Annotated in this window: 20 protein-coding genes and 1 pseudogene; 5 read left to right on the plus strand and 16 right to left on the minus strand. The window is 53.6% G+C overall.

Annotation, left to right across the window (positions count from 1 at the left end; translation table 11 throughout):
• Positions 1-140 precede the first annotated feature (140 nt).
• The gene (locus QMG93_RS03215) at positions 141-1232 is read right to left on the minus strand and encodes a LacI family DNA-binding transcriptional regulator (RefSeq protein WP_281933447.1); all 1092 of its coding nucleotides are present in this window, start codon (positions 1230-1232) and stop codon (positions 141-143) included.
• A gap of 192 nt (positions 1233-1424) precedes the next feature.
• Between QMG93_RS03215 and QMG93_RS03220 the strand changes: the two genes are divergently transcribed.
• Positions 1425-2369: a phosphotransferase gene (locus QMG93_RS03220; protein WP_281933448.1), complete on the plus strand. Its 945-nt coding sequence runs from the start codon at positions 1425-1427 to the stop codon at positions 2367-2369.
• Positions 2370-2459: 90 nt separating this feature from the next.
• Here the strand turns inward: QMG93_RS03220 and QMG93_RS03225 are convergent, their stop codons facing one another.
• The gene (locus QMG93_RS03225; RefSeq protein WP_281933449.1) at positions 2460-3014 is read right to left on the minus strand and encodes a GNAT family N-acetyltransferase; all 555 of its coding nucleotides are present in this window, start codon (positions 3012-3014) and stop codon (positions 2460-2462) included.
• 885 nt (positions 3015-3899) lie between these two features.
• Here QMG93_RS03225 and QMG93_RS03230 point away from each other — a divergent pair.
• From QMG93_RS03230 to QMG93_RS03235, 3 genes are all read left to right on the plus strand, one after another.
• A complete protein-coding gene (locus tag QMG93_RS03230; RefSeq protein ID WP_281933450.1) occupies positions 3900-4154 on the plus strand; it encodes a tachylectin-related carbohydrate-binding protein in 255 nt (84 codons plus the stop codon).
• A 9-nt stretch (positions 4155-4163) separates the two neighbouring features.
• Positions 4164-4787, plus strand: coding sequence for a tachylectin-related carbohydrate-binding protein (locus QMG93_RS35340; protein WP_413789261.1), 624 nt, complete (start codon positions 4164-4166; stop codon positions 4785-4787).
• Positions 4788-4935: 148 nt separating this feature from the next.
• Complete coding sequence (locus QMG93_RS03235) at positions 4936-5172, plus strand: hypothetical protein (RefSeq protein WP_413789253.1); 237 nt, start codon at positions 4936-4938, stop codon at positions 5170-5172.
• Between the two features lie 295 nt (positions 5173-5467).
• Here QMG93_RS03235 and QMG93_RS03240 read toward each other — a convergent pair whose 3' ends face one another.
• Genes QMG93_RS03240 through QMG93_RS03250 form a run of 3 tightly spaced genes read right to left on the minus strand, consistent with a single transcriptional unit; the run spans position 5468 to position 7256 of the window.
• Positions 5468-5857: a DoxX family protein gene (locus QMG93_RS03240; protein ID WP_281933451.1), complete on the minus strand. Its 390-nt coding sequence runs from the start codon at positions 5855-5857 to the stop codon at positions 5468-5470.
• Positions 5858-6442 carry a dihydrofolate reductase family protein gene (locus QMG93_RS03245; protein WP_281933452.1) on the minus strand — a complete coding sequence of 195 codons (585 nt, stop codon included), beginning with the start codon at positions 6440-6442 and terminating at the stop codon, positions 5858-5860.
• Positions 6443-6461: 19 nt separating this feature from the next.
• Entirely contained in the window at positions 6462-7256 is a 795-nt protein-coding gene (locus QMG93_RS03250) for an alpha/beta fold hydrolase (RefSeq protein WP_281933453.1), read from the minus strand.
• Positions 7257-7931: 675 nt separating this feature from the next.
• On the opposite strand from QMG93_RS03250, the pseudogene QMG93_RS03255 reads away from it, so the two are divergent.
• A pseudogene (locus QMG93_RS03255) lies at positions 7932-8149 on the plus strand (recombinase family protein); the annotation flags it as partial.
• Here the strand turns inward: QMG93_RS03255 and QMG93_RS35345 are convergent.
• The 11 genes from QMG93_RS35345 to asnB form a co-directional block, all read right to left on the minus strand.
• Positions 8130-8420: a nuclear transport factor 2 family protein gene (locus tag QMG93_RS35345; RefSeq protein ID WP_413789254.1), complete on the minus strand. Its 291-nt coding sequence runs from the start codon at positions 8418-8420 to the stop codon at positions 8130-8132. The pseudogene QMG93_RS03255 and the gene QMG93_RS35345 overlap by 20 nt on opposite strands.
• Before the next feature lie 340 nt (positions 8421-8760).
• Positions 8761-9483, minus strand: a complete 723-nt coding sequence (locus tag QMG93_RS03265; protein ID WP_281933456.1) for a class I SAM-dependent methyltransferase — start codon at positions 9481-9483, stop codon at positions 8761-8763.
• 56 nt (positions 9484-9539) lie between these two features.
• Positions 9540-10949 carry an MATE family efflux transporter gene (locus QMG93_RS03270; protein ID WP_281933580.1) on the minus strand — a complete coding sequence of 470 codons (1410 nt, stop codon included), beginning with the start codon at positions 10947-10949 and terminating at the stop codon, positions 9540-9542.
• Between the two features lie 52 nt (positions 10950-11001).
• A complete protein-coding gene (locus QMG93_RS03275; RefSeq protein ID WP_010494759.1) occupies positions 11002-11769 on the minus strand; it encodes an acyl-CoA dehydratase activase in 768 nt (255 codons plus the stop codon).
• Positions 11770-11804: 35 nt separating this feature from the next.
• On the minus strand, positions 11805-13034 hold the full coding sequence (locus QMG93_RS03280; RefSeq protein WP_281933459.1) for a 2-hydroxyacyl-CoA dehydratase family protein: 1230 nt from the start codon (positions 13032-13034) through the stop codon (positions 11805-11807).
• A 15-nt stretch (positions 13035-13049) separates the two neighbouring features.
• Positions 13050-14162, minus strand: coding sequence for a 2-hydroxyacyl-CoA dehydratase subunit D (locus QMG93_RS03285; protein ID WP_281933461.1), 1113 nt, complete (start codon positions 14160-14162; stop codon positions 13050-13052).
• 13 nt (positions 14163-14175) lie between these two features.
• Positions 14176-15072 carry an alpha/beta fold hydrolase gene (locus QMG93_RS03290; RefSeq protein WP_251597360.1) on the minus strand — a complete coding sequence of 299 codons (897 nt, stop codon included), beginning with the start codon at positions 15070-15072 and terminating at the stop codon, positions 14176-14178.
• Between the two features lie 90 nt (positions 15073-15162).
• Positions 15163-19992: a non-ribosomal peptide synthetase gene (locus tag QMG93_RS03295; protein ID WP_281933466.1), complete on the minus strand. Its 4830-nt coding sequence runs from the start codon at positions 19990-19992 to the stop codon at positions 15163-15165.
• A 29-nt stretch (positions 19993-20021) separates the two neighbouring features.
• On the minus strand, positions 20022-23240 hold the full coding sequence (locus tag QMG93_RS03300) for a non-ribosomal peptide synthetase (RefSeq protein ID WP_281933468.1): 3219 nt from the start codon (positions 23238-23240) through the stop codon (positions 20022-20024).
• Positions 23241-23267: 27 nt separating this feature from the next.
• Positions 23268-24428 carry an acyl-CoA dehydrogenase family protein gene (locus QMG93_RS03305; protein WP_281933470.1) on the minus strand — a complete coding sequence of 387 codons (1161 nt, stop codon included), beginning with the start codon at positions 24426-24428 and terminating at the stop codon, positions 23268-23270.
• A 4-nt stretch (positions 24429-24432) separates the two neighbouring features.
• Entirely contained in the window at positions 24433-26208 is a 1776-nt protein-coding gene (gene asnB, locus QMG93_RS03310) for an asparagine synthase (glutamine-hydrolyzing) (RefSeq protein WP_281933472.1), read from the minus strand.
• Positions 26209-26238 lie beyond the last annotated feature (30 nt).

A 26238-nucleotide genomic window follows, 5' to 3' on the forward strand; every position in this document is an offset into this window, starting at 1 on the left:
CCTGTAAAAAGAGAATGTAAACCCTTACAATTATACTAGGTTCATCATAAACAAAAAACGCAACATTGTAAACAATAATTTTACATTATCATTTACATCATTGCGTTTTGTAATATTACAGTGTGTAAAATCACATGGATTTATCGGGAAACGTTCGGGGCGGCCGCAACCGGCAAGGATGTCGGTACCGTCGAGGTGGAATCGTTGTAAATCACTTTCGTGCCCAGACGGACCAATTCGTATGGCCGCGCAGGGTTATTCATGCGCCACAGCAGCTCTTCGGCGGCGCGGCGGCCCCAATCCTTCTCGTCATAGTGCACGGTGGTCAGCGCTGGCGTGACGAAATCGGCATGTTCGGAATGATCGAACCCGGTCACGGCGATATGCTCCGGCACCTGAAAGCCCTTGTTGCGCAAATATTGAATGACGCGGATGGCGATCGTATCGTTCGCACATACGAAAGCTGTCGGAAATGCTTCGAGACGTTTGAATGCGTTTTCGATATCGTCGTAATGATGATACTGCGACGGATTGGGCCCGGTGGCGCAATAGTCCGGCTCCAGAGTTAAACCCGCGTCAAGCAGCGCCCGTTTAAAGCCGAGCCACCGTTCCATAAACGACCGGCAGCTGGTGATATCGCCTACGAATCCCAGATGACGGTGCCCCCGCCCGATCAGATGGGACGTCATATCGTATACGCTGTCCTCGTTTTCCACTAGCAAGATATCGGCGTACAGCGCGGAAAACGAAAGGTCCGGACGGGCATCGAGAAACACTTTGGGCAAATCGACGGAGGCCAGCAGATCGGTATATTCCTTGCTGAGATAGCCGCTGACGATCAAACCGTTCACCGACCGGTTTACAACACACGAAGGCAGCGAAAGCTTGGCAAGCTCGTCCGGTTTGATGAAATCGAACAGCAGCTCATAGCCGTTCTTGGCCGTGATCTCCTCGATCCCTTTGATAACGCCCATCCAGAAGCCGTTATTGGCAGGGGTAAATATGTTCGTGATGAAAGCGATGCCGCCTCTGGCCGTCATGCTTGCCGCCTCCGTCTCCTCCGCTGCCGTTGCATCCACGGATTTGTAGCCGAGACTGGCGGCAGCTTCGCGAACTTTCTGCTTCGTTTGCTCGGAAACGCTTGCATGATTGTTGAGCGCCTTGGACACGGTATTTCGCGATATGCCGAGGAGCTTGGATATATCGTGGGTAGTTACTTTTTGTTTTTTCATCGGATCTCTCTTTCTTCCCGTAGTACGAACCAATTTTTAGTTTATTATTTTAAAATTGTATGGTTTCCCTTCATTTTTGTCAACTTTTTTTGTAAACTTAATGCATCACTTTGTAAAGTTCCTGTATCAGATTTGGACCCAGTGCCGTGTCATGATTTATAATAAGGATACAAATTTTTGCAGGAGGAGCTTATGGACAATATCCCAAACCTTTTGAAAGAACACTACGATTTGGATGCTACTAACATTTTACCACAACGGGGCGGCTGGGCGGCACTTGCCTTTAAAGTATACTGCGGCAAGCAGGCCTTCTTCTTGAAAGTTTATGAAAAAAGCCGGGCGTCGACTCCGAAATGGACGGCGCTCATTGATCAATATGTGCCGATCACGATATGGCTTATGCAGTATAGCGGCTTGAAAGGCAAGCTTCCCGTACCCGTGCCAACCCAAACCGGCGCTTACAAATGTGAAGATGACGAAGGGATTTATTTGCTGTACGAATATATCGAGGGGGAAACGATTGGCGAGAAAGCTTTAACCGCGGGGCAGATTGGCGAGCTCTCGAACATGATTGCGGAGCTTCATTTATACGGTGAAGAAATTCCGGTGGAAACGAAGGCGATTAAGGAAGACTTTACTGTTCCGTTTTTGCCGCAGCTAAGGAATACGTTGGAACGGGAGGTTCATGAGCTTCCTTCTGACGTAAGGGAATTGATAACCCCTCACCTGAAACAGTTGAATGGACTGACGGATACCGTTGAGAAGCTGTCTGCGGAGTTGAAGAACCGAAATTTAAGAATGGCCTTGTGCCATACCGATCTTCATCCTTGGAATCTGATGCAGACCGACCAGAAGCTGATGCTGATTGACTGGGAAGGGCTGAAGCTGGCTCCTGTCGAAGCCGATCTGATGTCTTTCGTTGACGAGCCTTATTACGAAGATTTTGTACACATCTATCGGCAGGTGCATCCCGATTTTGCAATCAACCCCGATGTGCTGCAATTTTATCAGTACAGACGCAAATTGGAGGATATTTGGGAGTTTGTGGAGCAGCTCTTGTTTGACCGACAAGAGGCACAGGAACGAGCTGTGACACTCAACCATTTGAGCAAGGAATTGAATGAAATAAGAGGATAAGCCCTGCAAGGGGGAGCGTGCTTGCTCTGCGCAAGCCTTCCCCTCCTCCCTTGCGTTCTTTATCCTCATCTAAACCCGGCGCTAAGCGCTTTATTCAAACATCAGATACCAGTAGATCGCGATTTCATCGCTTTGTTGATCGATGCCTTTGTAGACATAAGTGTCGAACCCGCCGATGACGAAACCGCAGCTTTCGTAGAACTTGCATGCGCGGACATTGTTGCTTTGCGTCTCCAGCATGATCCCCGGCATGCCGCCGTCCTTCGCCCAATGCTTGGCCCGCTCGATTAGCTTGCGGCCGATGCCGCAGCCTCTGTAACGGGCGTCAACTTTGATGTCTTCGATATAGGCATATTTGTTCCAGTTTCGTTTCAAAATCATGTGCCCTGCGACTTCATCGTCCGCGAACGCCAAATAGACGATTTGATCCGGGTTGCCGATGTAATCCGAATAATCCGCTTCCGTGTCGTCTTCCAACGGTTCGTCGGCGTAGCTTTTCTGATAAGCGGGTATCTCTATCACCGTATATCCGATTCGCTGTCCCGTTAATGACAGGACAAGGGTAGAATCCACGATAAAGCTTCCATCGAGATCCATCCACTGCTCTCCGTCGCCCGCCGTCAGTTCTCTGATCAAAATATCCATATTCGTCCTCCCAAGCTATAGTTTTATAAGATGGCGAATTAGGATACGGCGGGGGACCTCGGACTTAACGGAACACATATTTTTCTATCATCGACATGTCCTCCCGGTAAGGTTTTAGACCGTAACTTGTATAAATCATTATACAATCTTTGTTCACGTACAAACAATGCCCGGCCCTTCGAGATGGAACCGTTCAACATCATTCTTCCTTTTTTTTGGATAAAGAAGTAAAATCCGGCGTGCGCCGGATCGTCTTATTAGGCAGCGCTTCCGTACCCGAAGACGGGCCTGTGTTACGGCGACAGGTCCGACAAAATAAATGTTGTCCACGCCCTGCAAGGGGTCACCTCACATGCCTATCAACCTAAGAAAATTTTGCACCCCCAAAAGGAAGAAAATTTGATTTTTTCCTGTTTGGGGGTATTTTAAGTTCTTAACTTGATGGCTATGGGGCAGTGCCAGCGAACGTGACACCACCCGCAAAGTAGTCACCAACTGTTTCCAAATGTTTGCGCTTCATGACAGCTACGCTGGATCAAGTCACGCCTCGGAACAGGATAAAGTTCCGATACCAACAATTTTAGGAACTTTTTCAGCTCTTACTTTGCGGTCTGTGTCAGCTTCGCTGGTACAGAAAAACAGTTATCTAAACACAAGGAATGGCAAAAGTACTGCTTAAATTCTAGAAAAGGCATCGCTTGAGGATTATCAAAATTTTTGAGGTATATAGGACAGTCCCTAAGGAATATCTATAGCATAAGGGTCGGGGTCGAGTACCCTGCCATTCTAATCCGCCTTTAACCGCCTTTAACCTACGAATATTTCAAATTAATTCTACGTTTTAGTGATGGCTGTTATTAATCTGGACAACTAGGAGGAATGACGATGAGTTTTATACACGTAGTCTACGGCGGAAACGGTACAACACCAGTCGACAGCGGACTTCCACGCGTCGGAGAAATATATGGCGTCGATCAGAACGGCAATCTGCGTTGGTATCGATATAAAGGAAACGGGGAATACAACCCTGCCGGCAATCAGGGATGGTACCCTAACTCGGGCAATATCGTCGGAAACGGATGGCACAGCTTTCGTAACCTTTTCAGTGGAGGTAATGGTGTCCTTTATGGCGTCGAATAGAACGGCAATCTGCGCTGGTACCAATATTTAGGGAACGGGGAACACAACCCCGCAGGCAATCAGGGATGGTACTCCAACTCAGGTAACATCATCGGAAACGGATGGCACAACTTTCGTTTTATTTTTTCGAGTCCCTGGGAAGGAAGGGAAGTTCCAAACAGAAGCGCTATCTACGGAGTAGACCAGAACGGCAATCTGCGCTGGTATCGATATTTAGGGAACGGGGAACACAATCCTGCTGGCAATCAGGGATGGCACCCCAACTCGGGCAACACCATCGGAAACGGATGGCATAGCTTCCGGCATGTTGTCGCCATATCGGGTGTGATACTGGCTGTCAAGGAAAATGGCGATCTGCTGTGGTACTACTATTTAGGGAATGGGGAACACAACCCCGCTGGTAATCAGGGATGGCACCCCAACTCGGGCAACACCATCGGAAACGGATGGCACGGATTCCGAGACATTTTTGGCGGTTATAACGACTCTTACCCGGGCGGTATCGTCATCTATGGTGTGGAGCAGAACGGAAATCTGCGTTGGTATCGATATAAAGGAAACGGAGAACACAACCCCGCTGGCAATCAGGGGTGGTACCCCAACTCGGGTAACGTTATCGGAAACGGATGGTAGGGAAAGAATTTGATGAACTATAATAACCAATTTTTTAAGCTATGCTGCCCGTTAGCCCATCAAGCTAGGGTGAAACCATACCCCAATATGGAAAAATAAGTTATACTTTTTTATATAGGCATTATTCCATAGAAAGGATGGTTTTCCCATGAAATCTAAGAAAGAAGCCAGTGAATTTAAAGTAATCTGCATCGTTAAAGAATATTTTCTTTCGCTGCACAATGCCATAAAAAAACAAGTGCAGGATGTCGGGAGGGTTCTTCTCCAACTTTTTCGGATGATCGAAAAGAATGGATGCAAATCGCATCGTTATGAGAAGAAAACTGTGTTTGACATCCTGGGTGTAGTCTATGAGTATACACAGAAGTCTCAACCTGCCGCCTAGAAAAAATTGAAAGTCTGAGAAGGCTTATTTGGGTATGCCAATTATTTTAATTTTCTGGGTAAAGTCCAAGAGAAAGGACTTGATTGCATTTTGCGCTCCGTTTCGTTGGTGTTAGCTTGATGGGCATGGGGTCACCTCACGAAACGGAAGAAATCGTACGCTAAGCGTAGTTGAAACATCGAAGACCCCGAACTGGAGGAGTCCGGGGTTCTGGTGGAACTCATTAAACTAACGTCAGCGTTAGTTGAGCGAGGTTGCTGCTCAACTCTGCGGCAGCTTCTTTAATTTGCAGATTTTATCTAACCTTGCTCGCCGGCGGTTGTTCCGCTATGTAACGATTGACAGGTCCCCTAACTACTGCGATCCATACAAGTAGAAAAAGCATAATAACTGGAACGATTGCATCGCCAGCCGTCCCCTTCACAAGCGATGATATTATTGCACCGATCATAATCAACGCCAATAATATCGCGCCGTAACGCGAAGAAGACCGAATAAGCAGCGCAATCGCTCCGGCAATTTCCAAGATTCCAATTACGATACGAAACCATGCAGGATAACCGAGCTTGTTGAAGACTTCTACCATCGCTTGCACACCCATTAGTTTAAGGACCGCCGCCTGAATAAAGATCAGCGCTATCACAGCAAGCCCTATCCAGCCAGCATATTTCCACAATTTGTCCATCTACACCTCACCCCGTCTCACTCCGTAGATAAGCCCTACGACTCCAGAACTAAACGTTTTGGTTTCCACAAGTTTAAGATCGATTCTGTCCTTGATATCTTTAAAGAGAGGTTTTCCTCCCCCAACAACAACAGGATTGACATTAATCCGATATTCATCAATCAAGCCGAGCTGCATAAACGTTTGCGCAAGGCCGGGACTGGCGATCATCACTATGTTTTTGCCGAGCTGTTGTTTCATTTTTGCTATTTCTTCCGCAATATGTTCTTTCACCAGTCTGGAATTGTTCCAGTCCACTTTTTCCAGAGTCTTGGAGAATACAATTTTCTCTGTTTTCTCGATCCAGCCAGCATGTTCGGCATGGTACTTCGATTTTGACCAGACGGGATGCGCGGGTACGGTCGGCCAGAAGCTTTCCATCATTTGATAAGTCACACGTCCAAATAAAACGGTGTCTACGGTGTCTAGCAAGTCGGTGACATAGTTCTGTTCTTCCTTTGTATAGATAATCCAATCCATTTCACCGTTAGGTCCTGTTACGAATCCATCAAGCGATACGTGCATGAGTAAAATGATTTTTCTCATTGCTATAGTCTCCTTTAATTTACATGGAGAAAAAATCAGTCAAAACGGGAGCGAGGAAATCCAGGGCCACGTTATGATCCTGACCTTCCAGGATGTGGCACTTTGCATTGGGGAGTCTGTCCACGAGCGCTTTCACCGCATTTTGCTGGTACTCAGGACTTGCCCCTCCACCCACCACGAGCGTAGGGATCGAGACGGAAGACCACCGCTCGGCTGGCAATGGGTTGCCCGACATGGTGTCACCCATGATGGTGCCATCATAGACCAACGTGTGCGCTACATTTTCCATCGCCGGCCAGAATGGCGCGCTTCGCATCTGAGCAACGAAATTGGCAGGAACGCCTGCTGCCTTCGTCAAAAAATACTCAACTGCGTCGCCTCGGCGACCCGATGTTGTCAGCTCTTTGAGCTGCTTTAAGTAACCCTTCGGCAGTGGAGGACGCGTATTGTCAACGACGAACGGAGGCTCGTACAATGCCAGCTTCGTGATAGCAAGTTTGCGAGCCGCTTCGAGGGCAAGGACTCCACCGGAAGACATGCCGAATACGAATGCCGATCCACCAGCCTCGTTGATGAGAGCTTCGATATCTTCCACTTCGCGCTCAACCGCGTACGGCGCCGTGTCGCCGCTATCCCCTCGACCCCGACGATCGTAGTTGAACACGGTAAAGTAGGGTGACAGAAGCGAAGCGAGCTGCGGCATCATCGGATCCGAACGAGTTTGAAATGCGGCGCATACCAGGATGATCGCCGGTCCATTCCCCGATTTATCAAACGCAATGGCGGTTCCGTCTTTCGAAATTACTTTTTTCATTGTCTTTGCCTCCTATGATTTGGGAATTACCTTCTGTACGACCATTAATCCGTTTCCATCCGGGTCCTGAAAAACGTGAAGAACTGAACGCCTTGTCTGGACTCGAGCCCGTTGTCTCCGATAGCTCCCTTGGAACGGACATGATCCAATGCGGCAGCCAGATCGCGCGATTCAATGATGGGAATCAGATTCGTACGCAAATCCAACTGCAGTTTATTGTAGAATGCTCTCGGAGAATGGTTTAGACAATTGTCGTCAATGCAGGAGCGCGCCCTTATCCATCCGAATGCAAGGAAGGCCGCCGAATTGCTGGTCCGGCTCCGAGTTTTTGGCGACGAATCCCCATACCATTTCCTGCAGGTTATCAGCGTGTACACAAGACACGAAATGTCCGTTTCGGTGTAGAGATTATATCCGGAATCGAAATGTTAGAACCGTCAGTCCTGCCATTTTAGCAAGTTCTCCAACTTTCCATTCTCGTAGCATGATCATCCCCTGTCTTGGTTGCTAGCTTTTTACCGGTACCCTCACTATACAACATTACGTTACGTAAGGATCAAGCCATTCTTCCAAAAAATGTTGTTGATCATAATCAAAAACGTCCGATGGTATTCGGAGGTTCGAAGGAATTAATGTGAGAATGAAGAAGAAAGCAACTTCCTGCCGAGCTTTTTTATGAAGGGACAACGTATTGTTATGTCCGGGTAAGCAGCTTCGAGCAGAATCCAGAACGACAATTGGAACAAGTTCAGATTGATCGGCTGTTTACGGACAAAGCATCTGGTAAAGATACACATAGACCGCAACTAGAAGCGTTACTCGCGTTTGTTCGCGAAGGAGACGTAGTGGTGGTACATAGCATGGATCGTCTCGCTAGTAACTTGGATGATGTGAGCGCTTCCTAGAAGAGCGGCTGACGGTACTGGAACGCGAATTGAGGTGATGAATGGCATGCGCCGTAAAGAGATCGATTTCAATCATCCCGAACAGCTCCTCTACATGTTGGTAAAGCGCAGTCTTCCCTTCGAGCTTCCGGGTGTAAGCGTCGGGGGCGTAAGGAAATTCAAACACGACGTTCTCGTCGAATAGCTCGATACAGTGGTCCATATCCTGTTCGATAAAAGATTTCATAAACGTCTCCATAATTGCTGTCGCCGTTGTCACCGCAATCACCTCGAACTTTCAGACCAAACAGTCTGATTTGGTTAAAAAAATTTGACCAGTCGTTTCAAAACATAAACAAAAAAAACGTTTTTCCAGACCATTCAGTCTTGAATGTACAAAAAAAATTACAACCCCTTCCCTCCACGAAGGGATCATATCATTTCCGGACCGATCGGTCAATAAATATGTTCCATTTATTTCAAGTCGCACAAAAACGAAATAAGTTAACATAAAATATATTATGCAAATTAATGAATGCTTACCTCCAACTGCTGCGCATAGAAAAAAATCGAGGATGCCCCGAGCCGCCCAAGCTCTACGGAACATCCCCCACGCATGCTTATTTCTTCCCCAGTACATACATGACCCACGGCGAAATGCGGGTTTCGTTAATCCAAGGGTAAGGCTCATCCTCCCAGCCAAGCGGCTGGTGCATTTCCATCACGCGAAGCCCCGTCTGATCGAAAATGTCCCGGTAAGCGGCGTCCGACCACATGACATCCTCTACCGGCCTTTGATCGTGCGTATCCTTCATGATGATTTTGACTTTGTCCCCGCTTCGGGCCTTCCGGTTTTCCGGAAAAGCCTTGGTCGTAAAGGAGGCCCATTCGTGGAGGTAGATATCGGGAGAGGAGACGACCATCACGATTTTCCCGCCTTCCTTCAGCGCAGCGGCGAGCTGTCTGCAATTTTGCAGCTTCTTCTCCAAGGTCGGGATGTTATCGAAGGTGAACATCGACAGCACCAGATCGAAGGTCGCCCCGTCCAGCAGACGCAGATCCCCTTCCGGAATGAGCCGGTAATCGCCGGCCGCGTCCATTTCCCTCGCTTTGCCGAGCATGCCGGCCGAAATGTCGATGCCGATCACGTCAAAGCCGCGATCCCGCAAAAAACGGGTCGACCGCCCCGCTCCACATCCGAAATCCAATGCGCTCGTTCCGGTAATATGCTTCCCCAGCATCTCCGGCAAATCCCGGTAGGCCAAATAATACGTTCCCGGAAACTCCAAGGTGGCATAGGCTTCCGCCCGTTCAGCGTCCTCGTATACATTTGAAAACTCCATGTGCTCCTGCACCTCTCCCAAGAATAATATATGAATGGACGATGGACCGCCTGCGTTCAGATGACTTCAATCCGTTTCCATTTTCCGCCCAGAAAGCGGACGGACACCAGAAGCAGCATCACCATGGAATAAACGACCAAGGCGATCCATATCCAAATTAACGAAAGCCCCCAGACGACGCTGAACAGGTACGGAATCACGATATAAAACAGGATGGGAACGACGATATAGATGACCATCATGAACATCGTGTCGCCTACCGCGCGCAGCACATTGCCGATGATAATCTGCATCGTATCGAACACGATCCACAGCGAAGTGAGCCGGACGAGCGGCACGGTAACCGCCATCAGCTTCAGGAACGTTTCCTGATCCTTCCCGCCGCCGAAGATCGAGATTAAAGCCTGCGGGAACAAATTGAAAATAAAGATGATCAGCACGTTGAACACAAGCCCGATCCCCAGCCCCAGTTTTGCGGCTCTTCGGACATTATCGAGGCGTCCGGCCCCCTTCTCTTGACCGGCAATAATGGCGATAGCGGCGCCTAACCCCCAGATGGGGAAGATCGATACTCCTTCGATGGTGAATGCGATGTTGGAAGCGGACAAGGGAAACTCCCCGGTCTTGCCGATGATCAGCAGCAGCAGGCTGAAATACCCGGTGCCGAGAAACGCTTGAATGCCTGCGGGAAATCCGAAATGAAGCAGCTTGCGAAGCAAGGCGCCGTCCCATTTCATCTGCGCCGAAATCTCATACTTCGCTTGAACGACCCGTCTTGCCAACAGAATCATGTACACAATTACCGCGAGCACGGAGCTGCCGATGATCGCCAGTCCCGAGCCCCAAATCCCCCCAAGCTCCGGGAAACCGAGCTTTCCGAAGATCAGCAACCAATCAAACAGCACATTGAATATGTTGGACAGAATCCCGACCATCATGATGACCGTCGTGCTGGCCACGCCTCGGAATAGGCCGGAAAACGCCGTAATGAACACCTGGACGCAGCTGGAAACCATAATCAGGAAGAAAAATTGCTTCTCGTAAGCCAACAGCTCACCCGTATGCCCCATCCAATCGAAAATATTGACGGCAAGGGGAGACACCAGAAGCAGCACCACCGAAAAAAAGATGCTGAGATAGACGCTCTGCCACATCGATGAGGCGCATTTCGGGTATTTGCCGGCCCCGTAATATTGGGCGATGAGCGTGGAGCCGAAGCCGACGATGCCGATGAATATGCTGGAGAGTGCCGTCCCTACGTTACCGGCCGGCACGACGGCCGCGAATTGTCCCAGATCGTACATCGAGACAAAGGCCCGGTCGACAAATACCATCAAATTGAGCGAAAACATCGATAAAATGACGGGCAGCGTAATTTTCAATATCGTTTTGATCGAAATGGACTGCTCCCGGCTTGCCGGCCCGATGACAACCGCATCGTGCGCTTTTTCCGTCTCCGGTGACATGGACACAAGCGACTCCCCTTTTCATGGTTTCCCGATTTACAACGCCCGCCGGTTACGCGCTCTGGCCGATATAAGCCGCCCCGATCGCCCCCGTGACTTGCGGGTAATCCGTCACTTCCACTTTCATGTTTAACAGATCCTGCAGCGCGCTAACGATGCCGATATTTTTGGCGACGCCGCCGCTCATGCCGAGCGGCTCCTTGATGCCTACCGCCTTGAGCAGCGCGATCGCCCGGGTCGCTATCGATTCGTGCACGCCCTTGATAATGCTGGGCGTCGGCGTACCGACCGCGACCAGAGACACGACTTCCGTTTCCGCAAACACCGTGCACATGCTGCTGATCCGGGCCGTCGAGGTGGCCGTTTGATGAATCCCGCCCAGCTCTTCGAGCTTGACCCCGAGCGCCCTCGCGATAATATCGAGGAACCGGCCGCAGCCCGCCGCGCACTTGTCGTTCATCATAAAGTTGACGACATTGCCCTTTTCCCCGATCTGAATCGCCTTGCTGTCCTGCCCGCCGATATCGAGAACCGTCCGGATGGAAGGGTTCAAGAAATGCATCCCTTTGGCGTGGCAAGTAATCTCCGATACGTGTTTATCCGCAAATGGCACGTTCTCCCGGCCGTAGCCGGTCGTGACGATGACGTCGATATCCTTTTTCGTGAATCCGGCTTTCGCCAACACATTGTTGAACGTCGTTTCCGCGGACTGCCGGTTATCGCCTCCGGTGTACACGACATCGTAGGCTACGACGCTGTTGTCGTTCAAAATCGCGGATTTGGTCGACAAAGAACCGATATCAATTCCTAAGGTTATCATAGGGTTACTCTCCTTTATCCCGAATGAGTGGATGATCAGTCGCTCATAATTTCCAGAAAAGCGTCGATGCGGTTTTTCACGTGATTGAACGCGTAATTGTTCTTGTCTACGTAATCCACGCTGATTGTCAAGTACTTCAATCCTTGTTCACCGGACATCTCCCGAATCATCGAACTAATTCCCATCATGTTCCTGCAACCCCATATATTTGATATTACAACACCATCGATATGAAATGAAGTACAAACCTGAGAAATATTTTCTTTTAACCGTTTGGCGTTCCAGTGATATAAGATCGCCCGTTCCGCGATGCTCGTTAACGGGTCCTCCGGATCAAGCGACACCAGGTTAGCCTCCCACAGCGGCGCCCAGTAGACGATCTCGACCTGCTGCTCGAAATAGCGGATTAATTCGTGATCGTTGTGCGGCGCTTGGCCGGCCCACAGAATGCGCTTCTTCTTTTTCTTCGGATCGGACTGCTTACTCATTTCGAGCGCTTCTTCGTACAACGTTTTGCAGATTTGCACGTTTTCCTTCAAGCCGAAGCCGTTCATGCCGAAAATTTCGAGCAATTCTCTGGACACGCCGGGCAGCTCGTAAGTTTTGTTCAACTCGACCGTTTTGCAGTAGTAGTCTCTCGCTTCATTCGAATATCGAACGACCTGTCGGAACAGCTCTTCGTCGAACGGGATATTCAGGGTGCTTTCGATATCGGCGATCAACTTCTTCAATTGTTCCACGAGATAGGCCAGCGTGTCTTCGTTGATCTGGTTCGGCGTATTGATCGAGAGGAACGTGCAGTCGTACAGCTTGCTCGACATGTTCCCCACTTTGGCCAGGCAATCGCACGGCTGATCGTTCACCATCACCAGGTCGGGATTCGGGTAACCGTTCGCCAGCATGACGCCCAGCGACCCGCGCAGAAACGAGCAAATGTCCCGGGAAAGACTTTTCTCCTGCGTTAAATTAATGAACGGGTCCACATTGACGGTTTGGGCCAGCAGGATCGCCATCGACTCCATATTCCAAGAAAGCATATTAAAGCCGAAGACGATTTCATTCGGAAACTGCTCGACGACATAAGCTACTTTCGTCTCTTCCTTATAGGCTTGCGTCAGGCGGTAGCCGTTGAACAACGACCTCATCCGCGCCGCTTTCAGCGCTGAGGACGGATCGGACGGCTCGGCCCGGTACGTTTCGAGGACGGACATCATCTTTTTGTACTGCTCATCGCGGCTTTTCGCTTCCACTTTAAATTGGCTCATCGCTCTTCTCCTTTTCTAATACATCATCGTTTCGAGGAACGTGTGAATCCGGGTGCGGATGCTTTCGATATTCGTCATGCTGCACTCGCCTTCCACCAGCAGCACGGGCGTACCCTTCTCGCTGAGCTTGCTTTGGATATACGGGTAATCCATCGAATAAATGTCGCAAAATTTCAGCGAAAAATAAATGACCGAGTCGATATCATATTCGTCAATTAGCTTGACCAAATGGTTCAGCCGTATATCCGATTCGAACATCCGGGCGCAGGTAGCTTTGTCAAAATAGTAATCGGCGATCGCCTCGACCGGATCGCGGTGCTCGTCGACCTCCCCTTCGAAATATTTGACGCCGTTGGTGATATCCATGCATACGACCTTCGCCCCGGTCTGCTCGATGGCGTCGACAATGTTATCGTGGTCGAAATAACTGCCGCAGATCAGCACTTTGTGCGGCTTGGTTTTTTTGGTTTCCCGCTGGGCTTCCATGGCGCTGACCAGCAGGGACAGCTCTTGGTTGTACTGCTGTCTCATGCCGGCCGTGCTGGATTTCATAATGTTCAGCAATTCGCTTCCCGTGAGCGACGTCACGTCCTGCTTCCGCAAATCGTGCATCCGCTGCAGCAAGCGGCGCGTTTCGTTAAACAAGCGGATCGCTTCCCGCAGCGATTCCTCCGTGATGCGGCAGCCGAAATGCTGCTCCAGCGATTCGACCATACGGCGGATCTGCATCCGGAAGTAGTCCCTGGAGACCGGATTGAGAGCTTTCGGAAGCTCCAGGAAGAAGCTGTATTTCGGTTGAATCTGGTGGGTCCACGTCTCGTGCAGCCGTTTCCGCCAATCGCATTCATCGACGAACACGATCCCGTCCGTAAATTCGTAGACGCCGTTCATGCCTTCTCCCAGGCAATTGAGTAGATAGGAGCAGTAGTTGTTGCCCAGCAGCGCCCCCGCCTCCGACGTGTTGCTGGCGGTATTCCCCATAATCCGGAAAGGGATGAAGCCCGCCGCATATAAAATCTCTTCCGGCGTATAGATCGACGTCCATCCGATCTTGGGCTTATCCACAGCTTTCAAGGCATCCAACCGGCTAACATTCAGTTCGACAATCCGTTCCACCATTTCTTTCATAAGCGCTCTCCTTTTAACCAGATTTCTTTGTGGCGGCGACACCTTTCAGGATGCGGTTGAATTGCCGGGCAAAGGCCGGCGCATGCTCTGCATCAAACAGCGTGTAATGACTCCCCTCCGCCGGAATATACACCGGATGCGCGCAATACCGTCCCCATCGGTCCATTCCCTCCAGCGGCGACTCGGTCGCCTGAAATACATGGACGGGCGAATCGATGCTCCCCCTCGGAACATAGGCTGACCGCGCCCGGTGCAGCGTGCGAACGATATTCACCGCGCAAAATAGCTGATGCAGCGACAGTCCGCTTCCGTCCGGGAAGATGTCGGCCCATTCCTCGCGGACATAGCGGAGAAAGGAAGGCCGATCGAAGTCCGAGGGCTGAAGCGTGTCCGCGACGGCGTTCCAGAACGCTTGAGCGCTCCGGCTCCGGCTCCAGCGCTTGAGCGGCTCCTCGTTGCGCAGAAACGGACGGATGTAGTCCGTCTCGGAGGCGGCCGAGAACGGCTGCGCGTCTTGCGACGGGTAATAGCCCGGAGGCGGCGCGTCTACCAGGACGCAGCAGCCGACCTCCTCCCCATCGGCTTCCAGGATGCGGGCCATCTCCGCCGCAATCGTCCCGCCGATCGACCAACCCGCGATGCAATAGGGCCCTTCGGGCTGGATCTGCTTCATTTGTTCGATATAGCTAATGGCCAACTCTTCAATCGAAATATTTTGCGGCGCATACCCCACCCGTTCGTCCAATGTAATTCCATACACAGAGAACGTACGTTCGACAAGCTCAGCCACCTTGAAGTACCCTTCGATTCGGCCCGTTCCGTCATGCACGAAAAACATGGGGCTCACGCCGGGTGGCTGTCCCCGCTTCAACAAAACGGCCGCTTTTTTGTAGTGGTATTGAATATTCACGGTCTTCCTCTCCTTTCCCGAAAGACTCCTCCTGCGCTCTCTCCGTATGGTAATGCCTCCTTCACACAGCTCCCCAAACCGACGGTCGGTTCAGAGCGCTGCTTGCTTCTGCAAGCTTTCCACCTTCCTGGCCCATTCGGAAATGACAGGCGTCTCCCTGATTTCCATGATCGAGGGGACGACGCCGAAAGCAGCCTCCATCTCCGCGACCAAGCGGATGAGCGCCAGCGAATTGCCGCCGCACAGGAAGAAATCGTCGCCCGGCCCGATGCCCTTCGTATTCAATAGGTTCTCCACGATTCCGATCAGTTGCGCTTCTATCCGTGCAGTGGAGGCGTAGGCGGCCGAATGAGACCCTGGGTCGTGAGGCGACACGAAACGTCCCCCATGATTGCACGGTCCCCCTGGGGAAGGCGCCGATCCCGGTTCGGAGCGTAGGATGAAGTCCGCCAGTTTCTTATCCGTTCCTTCCGCCGCCAATTGGTGCAGTATCGCCAAGAAATCCTGCAGCAGCCGTTCCGCCGTCTCCTTGTGGAACAAGTCCGTGTTGTATTCCAGCTCCAGCCGCAAGCCTCCATCCCGTTCTATCGCGAACAGCGTGAGATCGAACTTGGCGACCGGGTAATCGATCGGGTACTCGCGAACCTTGAGCTGCTTGAGCTCCGCTTCAAGCGGTTCGAAGTGCTGCAGCACGAACATCGTATCGAAGATCGGATTTCGCCCGGCATCGCGGACGTAACCGATGCGTTCCGGCAAGTCTTCGAACGGGTAATCCTGATTTTCATACGCCTCGAGCGCACGGCGCTTGACTTGGTCTGCAAATTCCCGGAACGTCATCTTCCCGGAAGGCTTGTTGCGCATCGCCAACGTGTTGACAAACATGCCGATAATGGTTTGGGTATCCGCATGGTTTCTTCCGGCGATCGGCGTGCCTACCACAAGATCCTCCTGCCCGGTGCGACGGAACAGCAGCACATTATAAGCAGCCAGCAAAATCATATACAAGGTTGCGCCCGTTTCTGCCTCGATCCGCTTCAGGCCCGCCAGCACCTCGGGAGACGCCTGGCAGGAGACATGGGTCCCGGCGAACGTCTGAGTGGCCGGTCTGGGATAATCGGTCGCAAGCTGCAGCGCAGGAAGCTCGCCTGCCAGCACGTCGGCCCAATAGTCGCCCTGCTTGCGGACCCGCTCCGAAGCCAGGAAATCATGCTGCCACACGGCGTAATCTTTGTATTGAACGCTGAGCGGGTTCAGAAACTCGCCTTGGTACAGGGCGATGATCTCCCGGAACAAGATGTCGAGCGAGACGCCGTCCGAAATAATGTGGTGCATATCCAGCACCAACAGGTGACGGTCTTCCTGCTGCTTCAGCAGCAGCCCCCGGATTAAAGGCGCCTGGCTTAAGTCGAAGGGCCGGATAAAGTTCCGAGTGATCCGGCTCGCTTCCTCCTCCGTCTCCACGGTCAGGCATTCCAAATCGAGCTTCGCCTCCTCGTCAATGCGCTGCACCAATTCCCCGTTGACAATATGGAAGGAGGTTCTGAACAATTCGTGCCTGCGGATCAGCTCGAGGAACACATATCCCAGCCGATCCCGGTCCAACCGCCCTTCCAGGCTAAGCACGAGCGGGATGTTGTACCCCGTTCCCTTGTGTGTCAGCTTGCTGACGATATACATCCTTTTCTGGGCCGTGGAGACGGGATAGCACTCCTGCTTCGGCGCCGGAGCGACGGAAGAATAGAGGCTATCCGCTCTTGCGGATAATCGCTGTGCCAGCTCGCGGATCGTCGGACCGCCGAAAAATTCCGTAAGTGACAGGTCCGTATGGAATTGCTTGTTAAGCTGCGATACGATCATCGTCGCTTTCAAGGAGTGCCCGCCCAATTCGAAGAACGAATCGTCGATGCCCACTTCCGTCAGACCGAGCGTCTGCATCCATAGAGCGGCCAGCTCCCGTTCCAGTTCGGTTTCAGGCGGTCGCCGGAATTTGGCTTCATACACCGCTCCGTTCGGTTCGGGAAGCGCCCGCTTGTCGATTTTGCCCGTTTCCTTGAGCGGCATCTTGTCGATCCGGACAAAGGCGGTAGGGAGCATGTATTCCGGCAGCGCCTTGGCGAGAAATGCCCGCCATTCGGAGGCCGGGATGTCCCGGTCTGCAACAAAATAGGCGCATAAAGCTTTGTCCCCGGGGCGATCTTCCCTTACCGTCACGACGACTTCTTTCGCGTACGGATGCTCCGCCAGCTTCGCCTCAATCTCCCCAAGCTCGATGCGGAAGCCCCGCAGCTTGATCTGGTTATCCATCCGGCCCATGAACTCGATATGGCCGTCGGGAAGCCACCGGGCAAGGTCTCCCGTCCTGTACATCTTCGTCCCTGGTTCGAACGGATTATCAACGAACTTCTGCGCCGTCAGCCCGGGCTGGTTCAAGTATCCTCGGGCGACTCCGTCTCCCCCGACGCACAATTCGCCGGGCACGCCGACAGGCAGCAGCTCCCCGTAAGCGTCGACAATGTACGCTGTGGAATGCCGGATCGGCTTGCCGATTGGAACGTTCGTTTCATGCGGCCCGGTGATTGGAAAACAAGTGGAAAACGTCGTGTTTTCCGTCGGACCGTACATGTTCTGGATGCGGAAGCCCGGAACGGCCGCCAGCACCTTGTTGACATGCCGGACGGACAAGGCGTCGCCTCCGATCAGCAGGGCCTTCAGTGGAGCGAACAGCTCCGGCTTCATGTCCGAAAGCTGGTTGAACAGCGGTGCCGTCAGCCAGAGATGGCTTATGCCATGCTTCGCTATGAAGCGGCCGAGATGGTCCGCGTTGAGCAGCACGTTATCGCTTGTCACATACAGCTTGATTCCGTTCAGGAGCGCGCCCCATATTTCGAACGTCGTCGCGTCAAACGCCGGAGCTCCCGTCTGCAAAATCGCGTCGCTGTCCTCGAAACGGACGTAATCGGTATTTTGGACCAGCCTCACGACGTTCCGGTGTTCCACCATGACACCTTTCGGCCGTCCGGTCGAGCCGGACGTGTACATCACATAGGCCAGGCTGTGCGCATGCGTATCGCTTTTCAAATAATCGGGGCTATGTAGGCACCTTTCTTCTTCCCCGATTTCGATGGCGATGATCCCCGCTTCCAGTTTGCCTGTATTCAGCTTCCCTTGTTGAACGAGCAGGACCTTGGCTCCGCTGTCCTGCAGCATATACTTGATCCGGTCCTCAGGATAACCGGGATCGATGGGCATATACGCGCCGCCCGCTTTCAATACTGCGAGCATCCCGACCACCATCTCAAGGGACCGTTCGGCCGCAATACCGACGATCTGCTCCGTACCGCTCCCCTTGCTGCGGATCATGGCGGCGAGCTTATTCGCCCGCTCGTTCAGTTCCCGATAGGTCAGCTCCTTGCCTTCATGCCATACGGCAATGCGTTCCGGCGTCTTCCACGCCTGCGCTTCGAACAGCTCATGGATGCATGCCTCGCGCGGATACTCCGCCCCTGTGCGGTTCCAATCTGCAAGCAGCCGGTTCCGTTCTGCCGGGTCGAGCATCCGCAGCTCCTTCACCCGGGCTTCGGGCCGTTCAATCGCCGCACGAAGCAGGTTCACGTAGAAGCCGATCAGCCGCCGGACCGTCTCCTGACGGAACAAGTCCGTATTGTACTCCACCCGGATTTCCATCTCGTCATCCTCTTGATGGATATCGAACAGCAGATCGACTTGGGTCGCATCCATATCCGGTTCGATCCAGGCTTCCTTTGCCCCGGCGAACGCCACTTCTTCCTTGCCCGTAACGACCATGTTAAACATAACGCGGAACAATGGATTCCGGCTGCTGCTGCGGTCGGGATTCAGCTTATGAATAAGCCGTTCAAATGGGTAATCCTGCATATCGTAAGCTTCGTCCACTTGCTCGTGCACCCGGCGGAGCAGATCGTCGAAGGCGGCTTCCCCGTTCACCTCCATCCGGATGGCGACGGTGTTCACGAAAAAACCGACCGCTTGCTGCAGCTCCGGGCTGTAATGCCTCCCCGCAAATACCGTGCCCACGACGACATCTCGCTGGCGCGAGCATTTGTGCAGCAGCACATAGTAAGCGCATAGCAGCGCCGAAAACGGGATTACCCGCTTCTGCATGCAAAGCGTCCGCAGCCCTTGAACCACCTCGCGGGGGATCGGCTGAATTTCAAGCGCCCCTGCGAAGCTTAGCCCTGGCCGGGCCGGAAAGTCCGTCGGCAGCTCAAGCGCGGGCAGCTCTCCCTGAAATTGCTTCAGCCAGTACGCTTCCTGCTCCCGGGTATGCGTCTCATCGAACGTTTCCCGCTGCCACAGCACATAGTCCGCATACCGGATTCCCGGCGCCGGCAGCTCCTCGCCGTTCGGTACGCCCGCATGCGCGTTATAGAACCATTTGAAGTCGTGCCAAATGCGCTGGAAGGTCGTAGCATCGGAAATGATATGATGCAGCTTCAGGAGCAGCATCCCTTCCGCTTCGCCCATACGTATCCAAGTGATCTGAAACAGCGGCCCCCGTCGCAGATCGACCGCCTTCAGGCTTGCTTCGGTCAGCAGATGCTGGGCCTTCGCTTCCCGCTCCTCCTCCGGCTCCGCCGACAAGTCGACCCAGTGGTAAATCCGGTCCATCGTTTCATCGAACGATTGAACGGGCGCACCTCCCACATAGCTTACTTTCGTCCGCAGCGCGGGGTGCCGTTCGGTCAAATCGCCGGCCGCCCACAATAAGGCGTCCGAATCGACGGGACCTGTCAGCCGTTTGCAGGAAATCAAATTCCAGACGGCGCTATCCGGCAGCAGCTCGGACAAGTACAGCACCCGTTCCTGCTGGAACGAAAGGGGATAATGCGGTCTTGCCCTTTGACGGGGGATGTCCGGATATTTTCGTAGGCGTTTGCCCATAGCAACCAACCTTTCGGGCTTCCCTGTCGTTAAGCTTGCGGTACGGCCTTGGGAAGCATAGGCTCGATGATTTTGGCAATGTCCTTAATCACCGGCAAATCGATAAAATCCATCAAGGTCAAGCTAATCTGGAACGCGCTCTCGATTTCGGTAACGAACCGGATCGTTAATAAGGAATTGCCGCCCAATCGGAAGAAATTGTCGTTCACGCCGATGCCTTGCATGTTCAGGATGTTTTCCGTAATTTCGATCAGCTTTCTCTCAATTTCCGTCACAGGTGCCTCTTCCGCCGGTTGGGGCGACAAGGCGGCTTCCGGCGACGGCAGCGCTTTGCGGTCCACTTTACCGCTTGTGCTCAAAGGCAGCTTTTCCAGTCTCATGTAACGGGTCGGAACCATATAGGCAGGCAGCCAACGACCGAGATGCACGGTCCACTCCTCATCCGGCTTCTCCTCATCGGTCACGACATAAGCGACGAGACTTTCGAGACCGGACGAATCTTCTTTCACCGCAACGGCAGCGCCCCGTACCGACGGATGCTGCAGCAGCGTCTTCTCGATTTCCTCCAGCTCGATCCGGAAGCCCCGCAGCTTGACCTGCTGGTCGATCCGCCCCCGGAAGACGATGTTGCCATCCTCCTGCCAACGAGCCAAATCCCCCGTCCGGTACAGCTTCTCGCCCGGGCAGAACGGATGGTCCATGAATTTGTGCGCCGTCAGCTCCGGCTGGTTCAAATAGCCTCTCGCCAGCCCTTTCCCGGCAAGACAAAGCTCGCCGTCTACTCCGACCGGCTGCAGGTTCATATGCTCGTCGACAATGTACGCCCGCATGTTGCTGATCGGCTTCCCGATGGGCACCCGGTGCAGCTCTTCGCCACCCGTGAAAGCGAAGCCCGTGGCATAGATCGTTGCTTCCGTCGGACCGTACAGATTGACGAGCTTCGTCGGCAGTCCCAAGGAATAAAACTTCTGGACCGTATGAGCGCCTAATGCCTCTCCGGCGGCGAACACGTATTTCAAGCTTTGCAGTGCAGGAGCAGCATCCTTGCTCTCGGCCACATCCATAAACGATTGCAGCATGGACGGCGCGAAATTCATATGCGTCACTTGATGACGCCGAATCGTCTCGATGATTCTTGCCGGTTCCTTCTCGGCCCCCGGCTCCAGAATGACGAGCTTACCGCCCGTAAAGAAGCAGCCGAACAGTTCGCTCATGGACACGTCGAAGGTAAACGACGTTTTGAGCAAATACGCGTCTTCCTGCTCCAAAGGAAACAATCTCTGCAAATGGGCCAGTGTATTGACGAGCGAGCCATGCTCCACCATGACCCCTTTGGGCTTTCCGGTCGAGCCCGACGTATACAGGATATACGCCAGATCGCTCGGGACGCTCGCACGGCTGAGATTCGAGCGATCCCCTTCAGCCCTCTCTTCGATCGCGAGCGTCAGAACGGGCAGGCCTTTCGCCGTTTCGGCCTCGCCGGACGGAACAAGCAGGACGCGGGCTCCGCTGTCCTCCAGCATGAACCGCTTGCGTTCCTCCGGGAACCCGGGATCGATGGGAAGATACGCCCCCCCGGCTTTGAGCACCGCGAGGATGCCGATCATCATGGCAAACGACCGTTCCGTCATCACCCCGACGATGCTTTCGGCAGCGACTCCGTTGTCCTGCAGCGTGCGGGCCAACCCGTTCGCCTGGGCGTTCAGCTCCCCGTAGGTCATCGTCCGCTCGCCGAAGGCCAGAGCGACGCGTTCCGGCGTCTTCTTCGCCTGCGCTTCGAACAGCTCGTGAACGCAAACATCGCGGGGGTATTCCGCCTCGGTCCGGGTCCACTCGCTCAGCAGCTTCTTGCGCTCCTGCGGGTCCAGCATATCCAATTCCTTCACTTGCACCTCGGGATGCTCCACAAGCTTCCTCAGCAGGTTTACGTACAGCTCCATCAAGTGCCGGACGGTTTCCCGGCGGAACAGGTCCGTATTATATTCCAACCGCATTTCCATCGCGTCATCCTGCTGATGGATGTTGAGCAGCAGGTCCACCTGGGTCGCATCCAGCACCGGCTCCTCCCAAACCTCCTCCGCACCGGCGAACGTCGCTTTTTCCTTGGCGGAGCTGACGAGGTTGAACATCGCGCGATACAATGGATTGCGCACGCTTCGCCGCTCCGGGTTCAGCTTCTGGATCAGCCGTTCGAACGGATAATCCTGCATGTAGTACGCTTCGTCGACTTTGTCATGCACGCGCTTCAGCAGCTCGTCAAAGGCCGCTTCCCCATCCACGTCCATCCGGATCGCCACGGTGTTGACGAAGAAGCCGGCGGCCTGGGCCAGGCTGGAGCTGTATTGCCTTCCCGAAAATACCGTCCCGACCACGACGTCCTGCTGGCGGGAGCACTTCTGCAACAGCACGTAATAAGCGCACAGCAACGCCGAGAAAGGAATCACCTTATGCCGCATGCAGAGCGACCGCAGCTTTTTCACCAGATCAGCCGGCAGCGCCCGGATTTCAAGCGCTCCCCGGAAGCTGAGCTGCGCAGGCTCTTGGAAATCCGTCGGCAAGTCGAGCACCGGCAGCTCTCCTTGAAACTGCTTGAGCCAATAAGCCTCCTGCTCCTGCGTATGCGCTTCGTCGAAATTCGCCCGCTGCCAGTGCACGTAATCCGCGTAATCGACCGCGAGCGGCTTGAGCTCTTCCCCGCCGGTCACACCCATGCGCGCGTTGTAGAATGCTTTTAGATCGCGCCAAAGGAGCTGGAACGTCGTCTCGTCGGAAATAATATGGTGCAGCTTCAAGATGATGAGGCATTCGGCTGCTCCCGCGCCACCCATCGGCACGACGATCACTTGGAACAGCGGGTCGCCACTCACATCAATCGGCTCCCGGCACACGTCCGTCAGCTTCCGCAACGCCGCTTCATCCTGCAGCCCCGCCTCCTCCGACGAACCGTCGATCCGTTGGAAAATAACTTCCAGCGTCTGATCGAACGTTTGAACCGGAGCTCCGTTCTCATAGCTCACTCTCGTCCGCAGCACCGTATGCCGGCCGATCAAGTCGCCCACCGCTTGGCGCAAAGCCTCCGGATCGATGTCTCCCGTCACGCGCTTGCAGGAAATTTTGTTCCACAGCGTGCTGCCCGGCAGCAGCTCGGAGAGGTACAGCACCCGCTCCTGCTGGAAGGAAAGCGGATAGCTCGGCTGCTCGCTTTGACGCGAAATCGCCGGGTACTTGCGTTTTGCCCGTTTCGTCATGAGATTCATCCTTTCGTCCTGGTTTCCTTAAGAGCTTCGGCTTCCTCGCTTGATGAGTTCGTCCGCAATGATCAACCGCTGAATTTCCGACGTTCCGTCTCCGATCTCCGTCAGCTTCGCGTCCCGGAAAAATCGCTCCAACGGCAAGTCTCTGGAGTAACCATACCCGCCAAACAGCTGGATCGCATCCTTCGTCACTTGGGTCGCGACCTCCGAGGCGAACAGCTTGGCCTCCGACGCCTCCTTCGCATATTTCTCTCCGTTGTCCTTCATCCGGGCCGCTTTTTGCAGCAACAGATCGGCGGCATTGATATTCATCTCCATATCGGCCAACATATTTTTCACCGACTGAAAATGGTAAAGATATTGATCGAACTGCTTTCTTTGCTTGACGTAGCTGATACAGTACTGCTTGGCTTCTTCCGCAATGCCGACGGCGATCGCCGCCATCCCCAGCCTGGCGCTGACGAGCGTCTGGTGCAGGATGTCCAGACCGAAATTTTTACGCCCGATGAGGCAAGTCTTCGGAACCTTGACACCGTCCAGAATCAACTCGCCTGTATCGGAGCTTCGCATCCCGAGCTTCCGCTCTTTTTTGCCGGACGTGGACAGGCCCTGCATCCCTTTTTCCAGCAAAAATATGCTGATGCCGAGCAGCTTCTTCTCCGGCGCCGTCTTGGCGGGCACGATGTAGTAATCCGCATAGTTGCCGTTCGTCACAAAAATTTTTGAACCATCGAGCACATAATGATCGTCCGCTTCGACCGCCTTCGTCTGCATCGACGACATATCCGACCCGCTGCCGGGCTCCGTGAGCGCGAAGGCGCCAATTTTTTCCCCGGAGAGCATGGGCTGCAAATAACGCGCTTTCTGCTCTTCCGTGCCGAAGGCGCTGACCGGGTTGCAGGTTAAGCTGGCGTGCGCGACGACGGTCATGGCGGTGGAGGCGCACGCCTTGGCCAGCTCCTTCACGAAGCCGGTATACGTGTCATAGTCCAGCTCCAAGCCTCCGTATTCCTTCGGATATGGAATGCCCAGCAGACCGAGGCGCCCCATCTCCCGGATATTGTCCAGCGGAAATTGCTCGCGCTCATCCGTTTCGCTTGCGATGGGCCGGACTTTCCGCTTAATGAACGTTTCGGCCGTATCAAATACCGCCTTCCGCACTTCCCCGTATTCCAGTTCCATATCCTCACACTCCAAACGTTTTGTGCCAGCATTCCAACGCGATCAAAGCGTGCGACGTTCTGAAAATCGCCAGATTGTCCATGTGTTCATACCCGTTCTTTTTGTTGAAAAAATCGTTCGCCGCCCGTTTGTCGAAGTACGCGGAAATTTTGGAATTGCCCGATTGGATCAGCTCGTTGGCGATGTTTTTCTGGACGACGACCGATTTCGGATCGACCGGGAACGGGAACGGCCGTTTCTTCCGCTCGACGATTTCCTTCGGCAGCAGCTCTCGGGCGATTTCTTTCAGGATGATTTTCTCTTTGCCGTCCTTAAGCTTGTAAGCCGAAGGAATATTCGCCACATAGTCGACGATCCGGTAGTCGAGAAAAGGAACCCTCGCCTCGATGCCCCAAGCCATGCTCGTTTTGTCCTGCCTTTCCAGCATTTCCAGCAAATAGAGCTTGATGAACAAGTACAGCACTTTGTTCAGCTCATCGTCCGCCTCGAACCGGGAGGTCATGTCGCGCAAGGCCGAGGACACGTTTTCCTTGAACCGGGTTTGTCGGGCGACATCGGGATTCAGCAGGCCGGACACCTCCTGGAGATACGGCGCCCAAGGGAATTCCGTAAGCTGGCTTGCCGGCTTGTGGTTCAAGAAAAAGAAATATCCGCCGAACAGCTCATCCGACCCTTCGCCCGACAGGACGACCGTGACGTCGCTTTTTAACCTCTGATACAGCAGGTACACGGAAGGAGTCGTCAGGTCGACCGGCTTTTCCACGTGCCAGGTCGTCTTTTCCAGCATGTCGTGGTAGTCCTCCGGCCGGAAAATAAACTCTTTATGCTCGGTTTGCAAGGCGTCCGCCATCAGCCGGGCGTAGATCGTATCCGAGTTTGCTCCCGCAACCTCGCTGTTCTTGCCGTACTCCATCGAAAATGTTTTCAGCCGGTGGGACGCATGCCCCGCAGCGAGGGCGGTAATTAAACTGGAGTCCAGCCCTCCGCTGAGCAGGGAGCCGAACGGCACGTCGCTCATCAGCCGCATGCGCACCGACTCTTGAAGGAGCGCGAGCGTATGCTCTTTGTAATCACCAAACGTCTGAGGCTCCTCCGCCGACTGCCGCAAAGCGATATCCCAGTACGGAATAAGCCGCTTCGTCTTGTTGCGGAACAGCAGCGCATGGCCGGGCGGAACGGATTGAATGTGCTTGAACATTGTGTGCCCGTTCAAAAGCGCCGTGCAGAATAAATATTCGGGAATCGCCGCCGGCTCCGCCTCCGCCCGGATGTCCGGGTGCTGCAGGATCGCTTTGACCTCCGACGCGAACAGCAGCGCTTGATCAGACAAGCTGTAGTAAAGCGGCTTCACCCCCAGCCGGTCACGGGCCAGGAAGAGCGTCTCCGCCTTCTCGTCCCAGATCGCAAAAGCAAACATGCCGTTGAACCTGCGTACGCAGTCCGGGCCATACTCCTCATAGCTGTGCACGATGACCTCGGTGTCGCAATCCGTCACGAAGCGGTGGCCCTTGTTCTCCAGATCGCGCTTCAGCTCGCGGAAATTGTAAATCTCCCCGTTGTAGGTGACCCAGACGGTATGGTCCTCGTTCGTCATCGGCTGCTTGCCGTTCTGAAGATCGATGACCGACAGCCGCCGGTGCCCGAGCCCGATAAACGTATCGACGAACACGCCCTCGCCGTCCGGACCGCGATGCGCCAGCGCCTCGTTCATCCGGTTCAGCACCGCTTCCGAGACGGGCGATTCCTTCCCATAATGGTACGCTCCGCAAATGCCGCACATTGGGGTTCCCTCCTTTCGGTTCCGTGTGGC

The sequence above is a fragment of the Paenibacillus tyrphae genome, assembly GCF_027925525.1.
GTDB lineage: Bacteria > Bacillota > Bacilli > Paenibacillales > NBRC-103111 > Paenibacillus_G > Paenibacillus_G tyrfis_B.

Bases quoted from the DNA above. Each gene is read 5' to 3' on its own strand.
- QMG93_RS03215 (WP_281933447.1), bottom strand. From the start codon at position 1,232: ATGAAAAAACAAAAAGTAACTACCCACGATATATCCAAGCTCCTCGGC.
- QMG93_RS03220 (WP_281933448.1), top strand. From the start codon at position 1,425: ATGGACAATATCCCAAACCTTTTGAAAGAACACTACGATTTGGATGCT.
- QMG93_RS03225 (WP_281933449.1), bottom strand. From the start codon at position 3,014: ATGGATATTTTGATCAGAGAACTGACGGCGGGCGACGGAGAGCAGTGG.
- QMG93_RS03230 (WP_281933450.1), top strand. From the start codon at position 3,900: ATGAGTTTTATACACGTAGTCTACGGCGGAAACGGTACAACACCAGTC.
- QMG93_RS03235 (WP_413789253.1), top strand. From the start codon at position 4,936: ATGAAATCTAAGAAAGAAGCCAGTGAATTTAAAGTAATCTGCATCGTT.
- QMG93_RS03240 (WP_281933451.1), bottom strand. From the start codon at position 5,857: ATGGACAAATTGTGGAAATATGCTGGCTGGATAGGGCTTGCTGTGATA.
- QMG93_RS03245 (WP_281933452.1), bottom strand. From the start codon at position 6,442: ATGAGAAAAATCATTTTACTCATGCACGTATCGCTTGATGGATTCGTA.
- QMG93_RS03250 (WP_281933453.1), bottom strand. From the start codon at position 7,256: ATGAAAAAAGTAATTTCGAAAGACGGAACCGCCATTGCGTTTGATAAA.
- QMG93_RS03265 (WP_281933456.1), bottom strand. From the start codon at position 9,483: ATGGAGTTTTCAAATGTATACGAGGACGCTGAACGGGCGGAAGCCTAT.
- QMG93_RS03270 (WP_281933580.1), bottom strand. From the start codon at position 10,949: ATGTCACCGGAGACGGAAAAAGCGCACGATGCGGTTGTCATCGGGCCG.
- QMG93_RS03275 (WP_010494759.1), bottom strand. From the start codon at position 11,769: ATGATAACCTTAGGAATTGATATCGGTTCTTTGTCGACCAAATCCGCG.
- QMG93_RS03280 (WP_281933459.1), bottom strand. From the start codon at position 13,034: ATGAGCCAATTTAAAGTGGAAGCGAAAAGCCGCGATGAGCAGTACAAA.
- QMG93_RS03285 (WP_281933461.1), bottom strand. From the start codon at position 14,162: ATGAAAGAAATGGTGGAACGGATTGTCGAACTGAATGTTAGCCGGTTG.
- QMG93_RS03295 (WP_281933466.1), bottom strand. From the start codon at position 19,992: ATGGGCAAACGCCTACGAAAATATCCGGACATCCCCCGTCAAAGGGCA.
- QMG93_RS03300 (WP_281933468.1), bottom strand. From the start codon at position 23,240: ATGACGAAACGGGCAAAACGCAAGTACCCGGCGATTTCGCGTCAAAGC.
- QMG93_RS03305 (WP_281933470.1), bottom strand. From the start codon at position 24,428: ATGGAACTGGAATACGGGGAAGTGCGGAAGGCGGTATTTGATACGGCC.
- asnB (WP_281933472.1), bottom strand. From the start codon at position 26,208: ATGTGCGGCATTTGCGGAGCGTACCATTATGGGAAGGAATCGCCCGTC.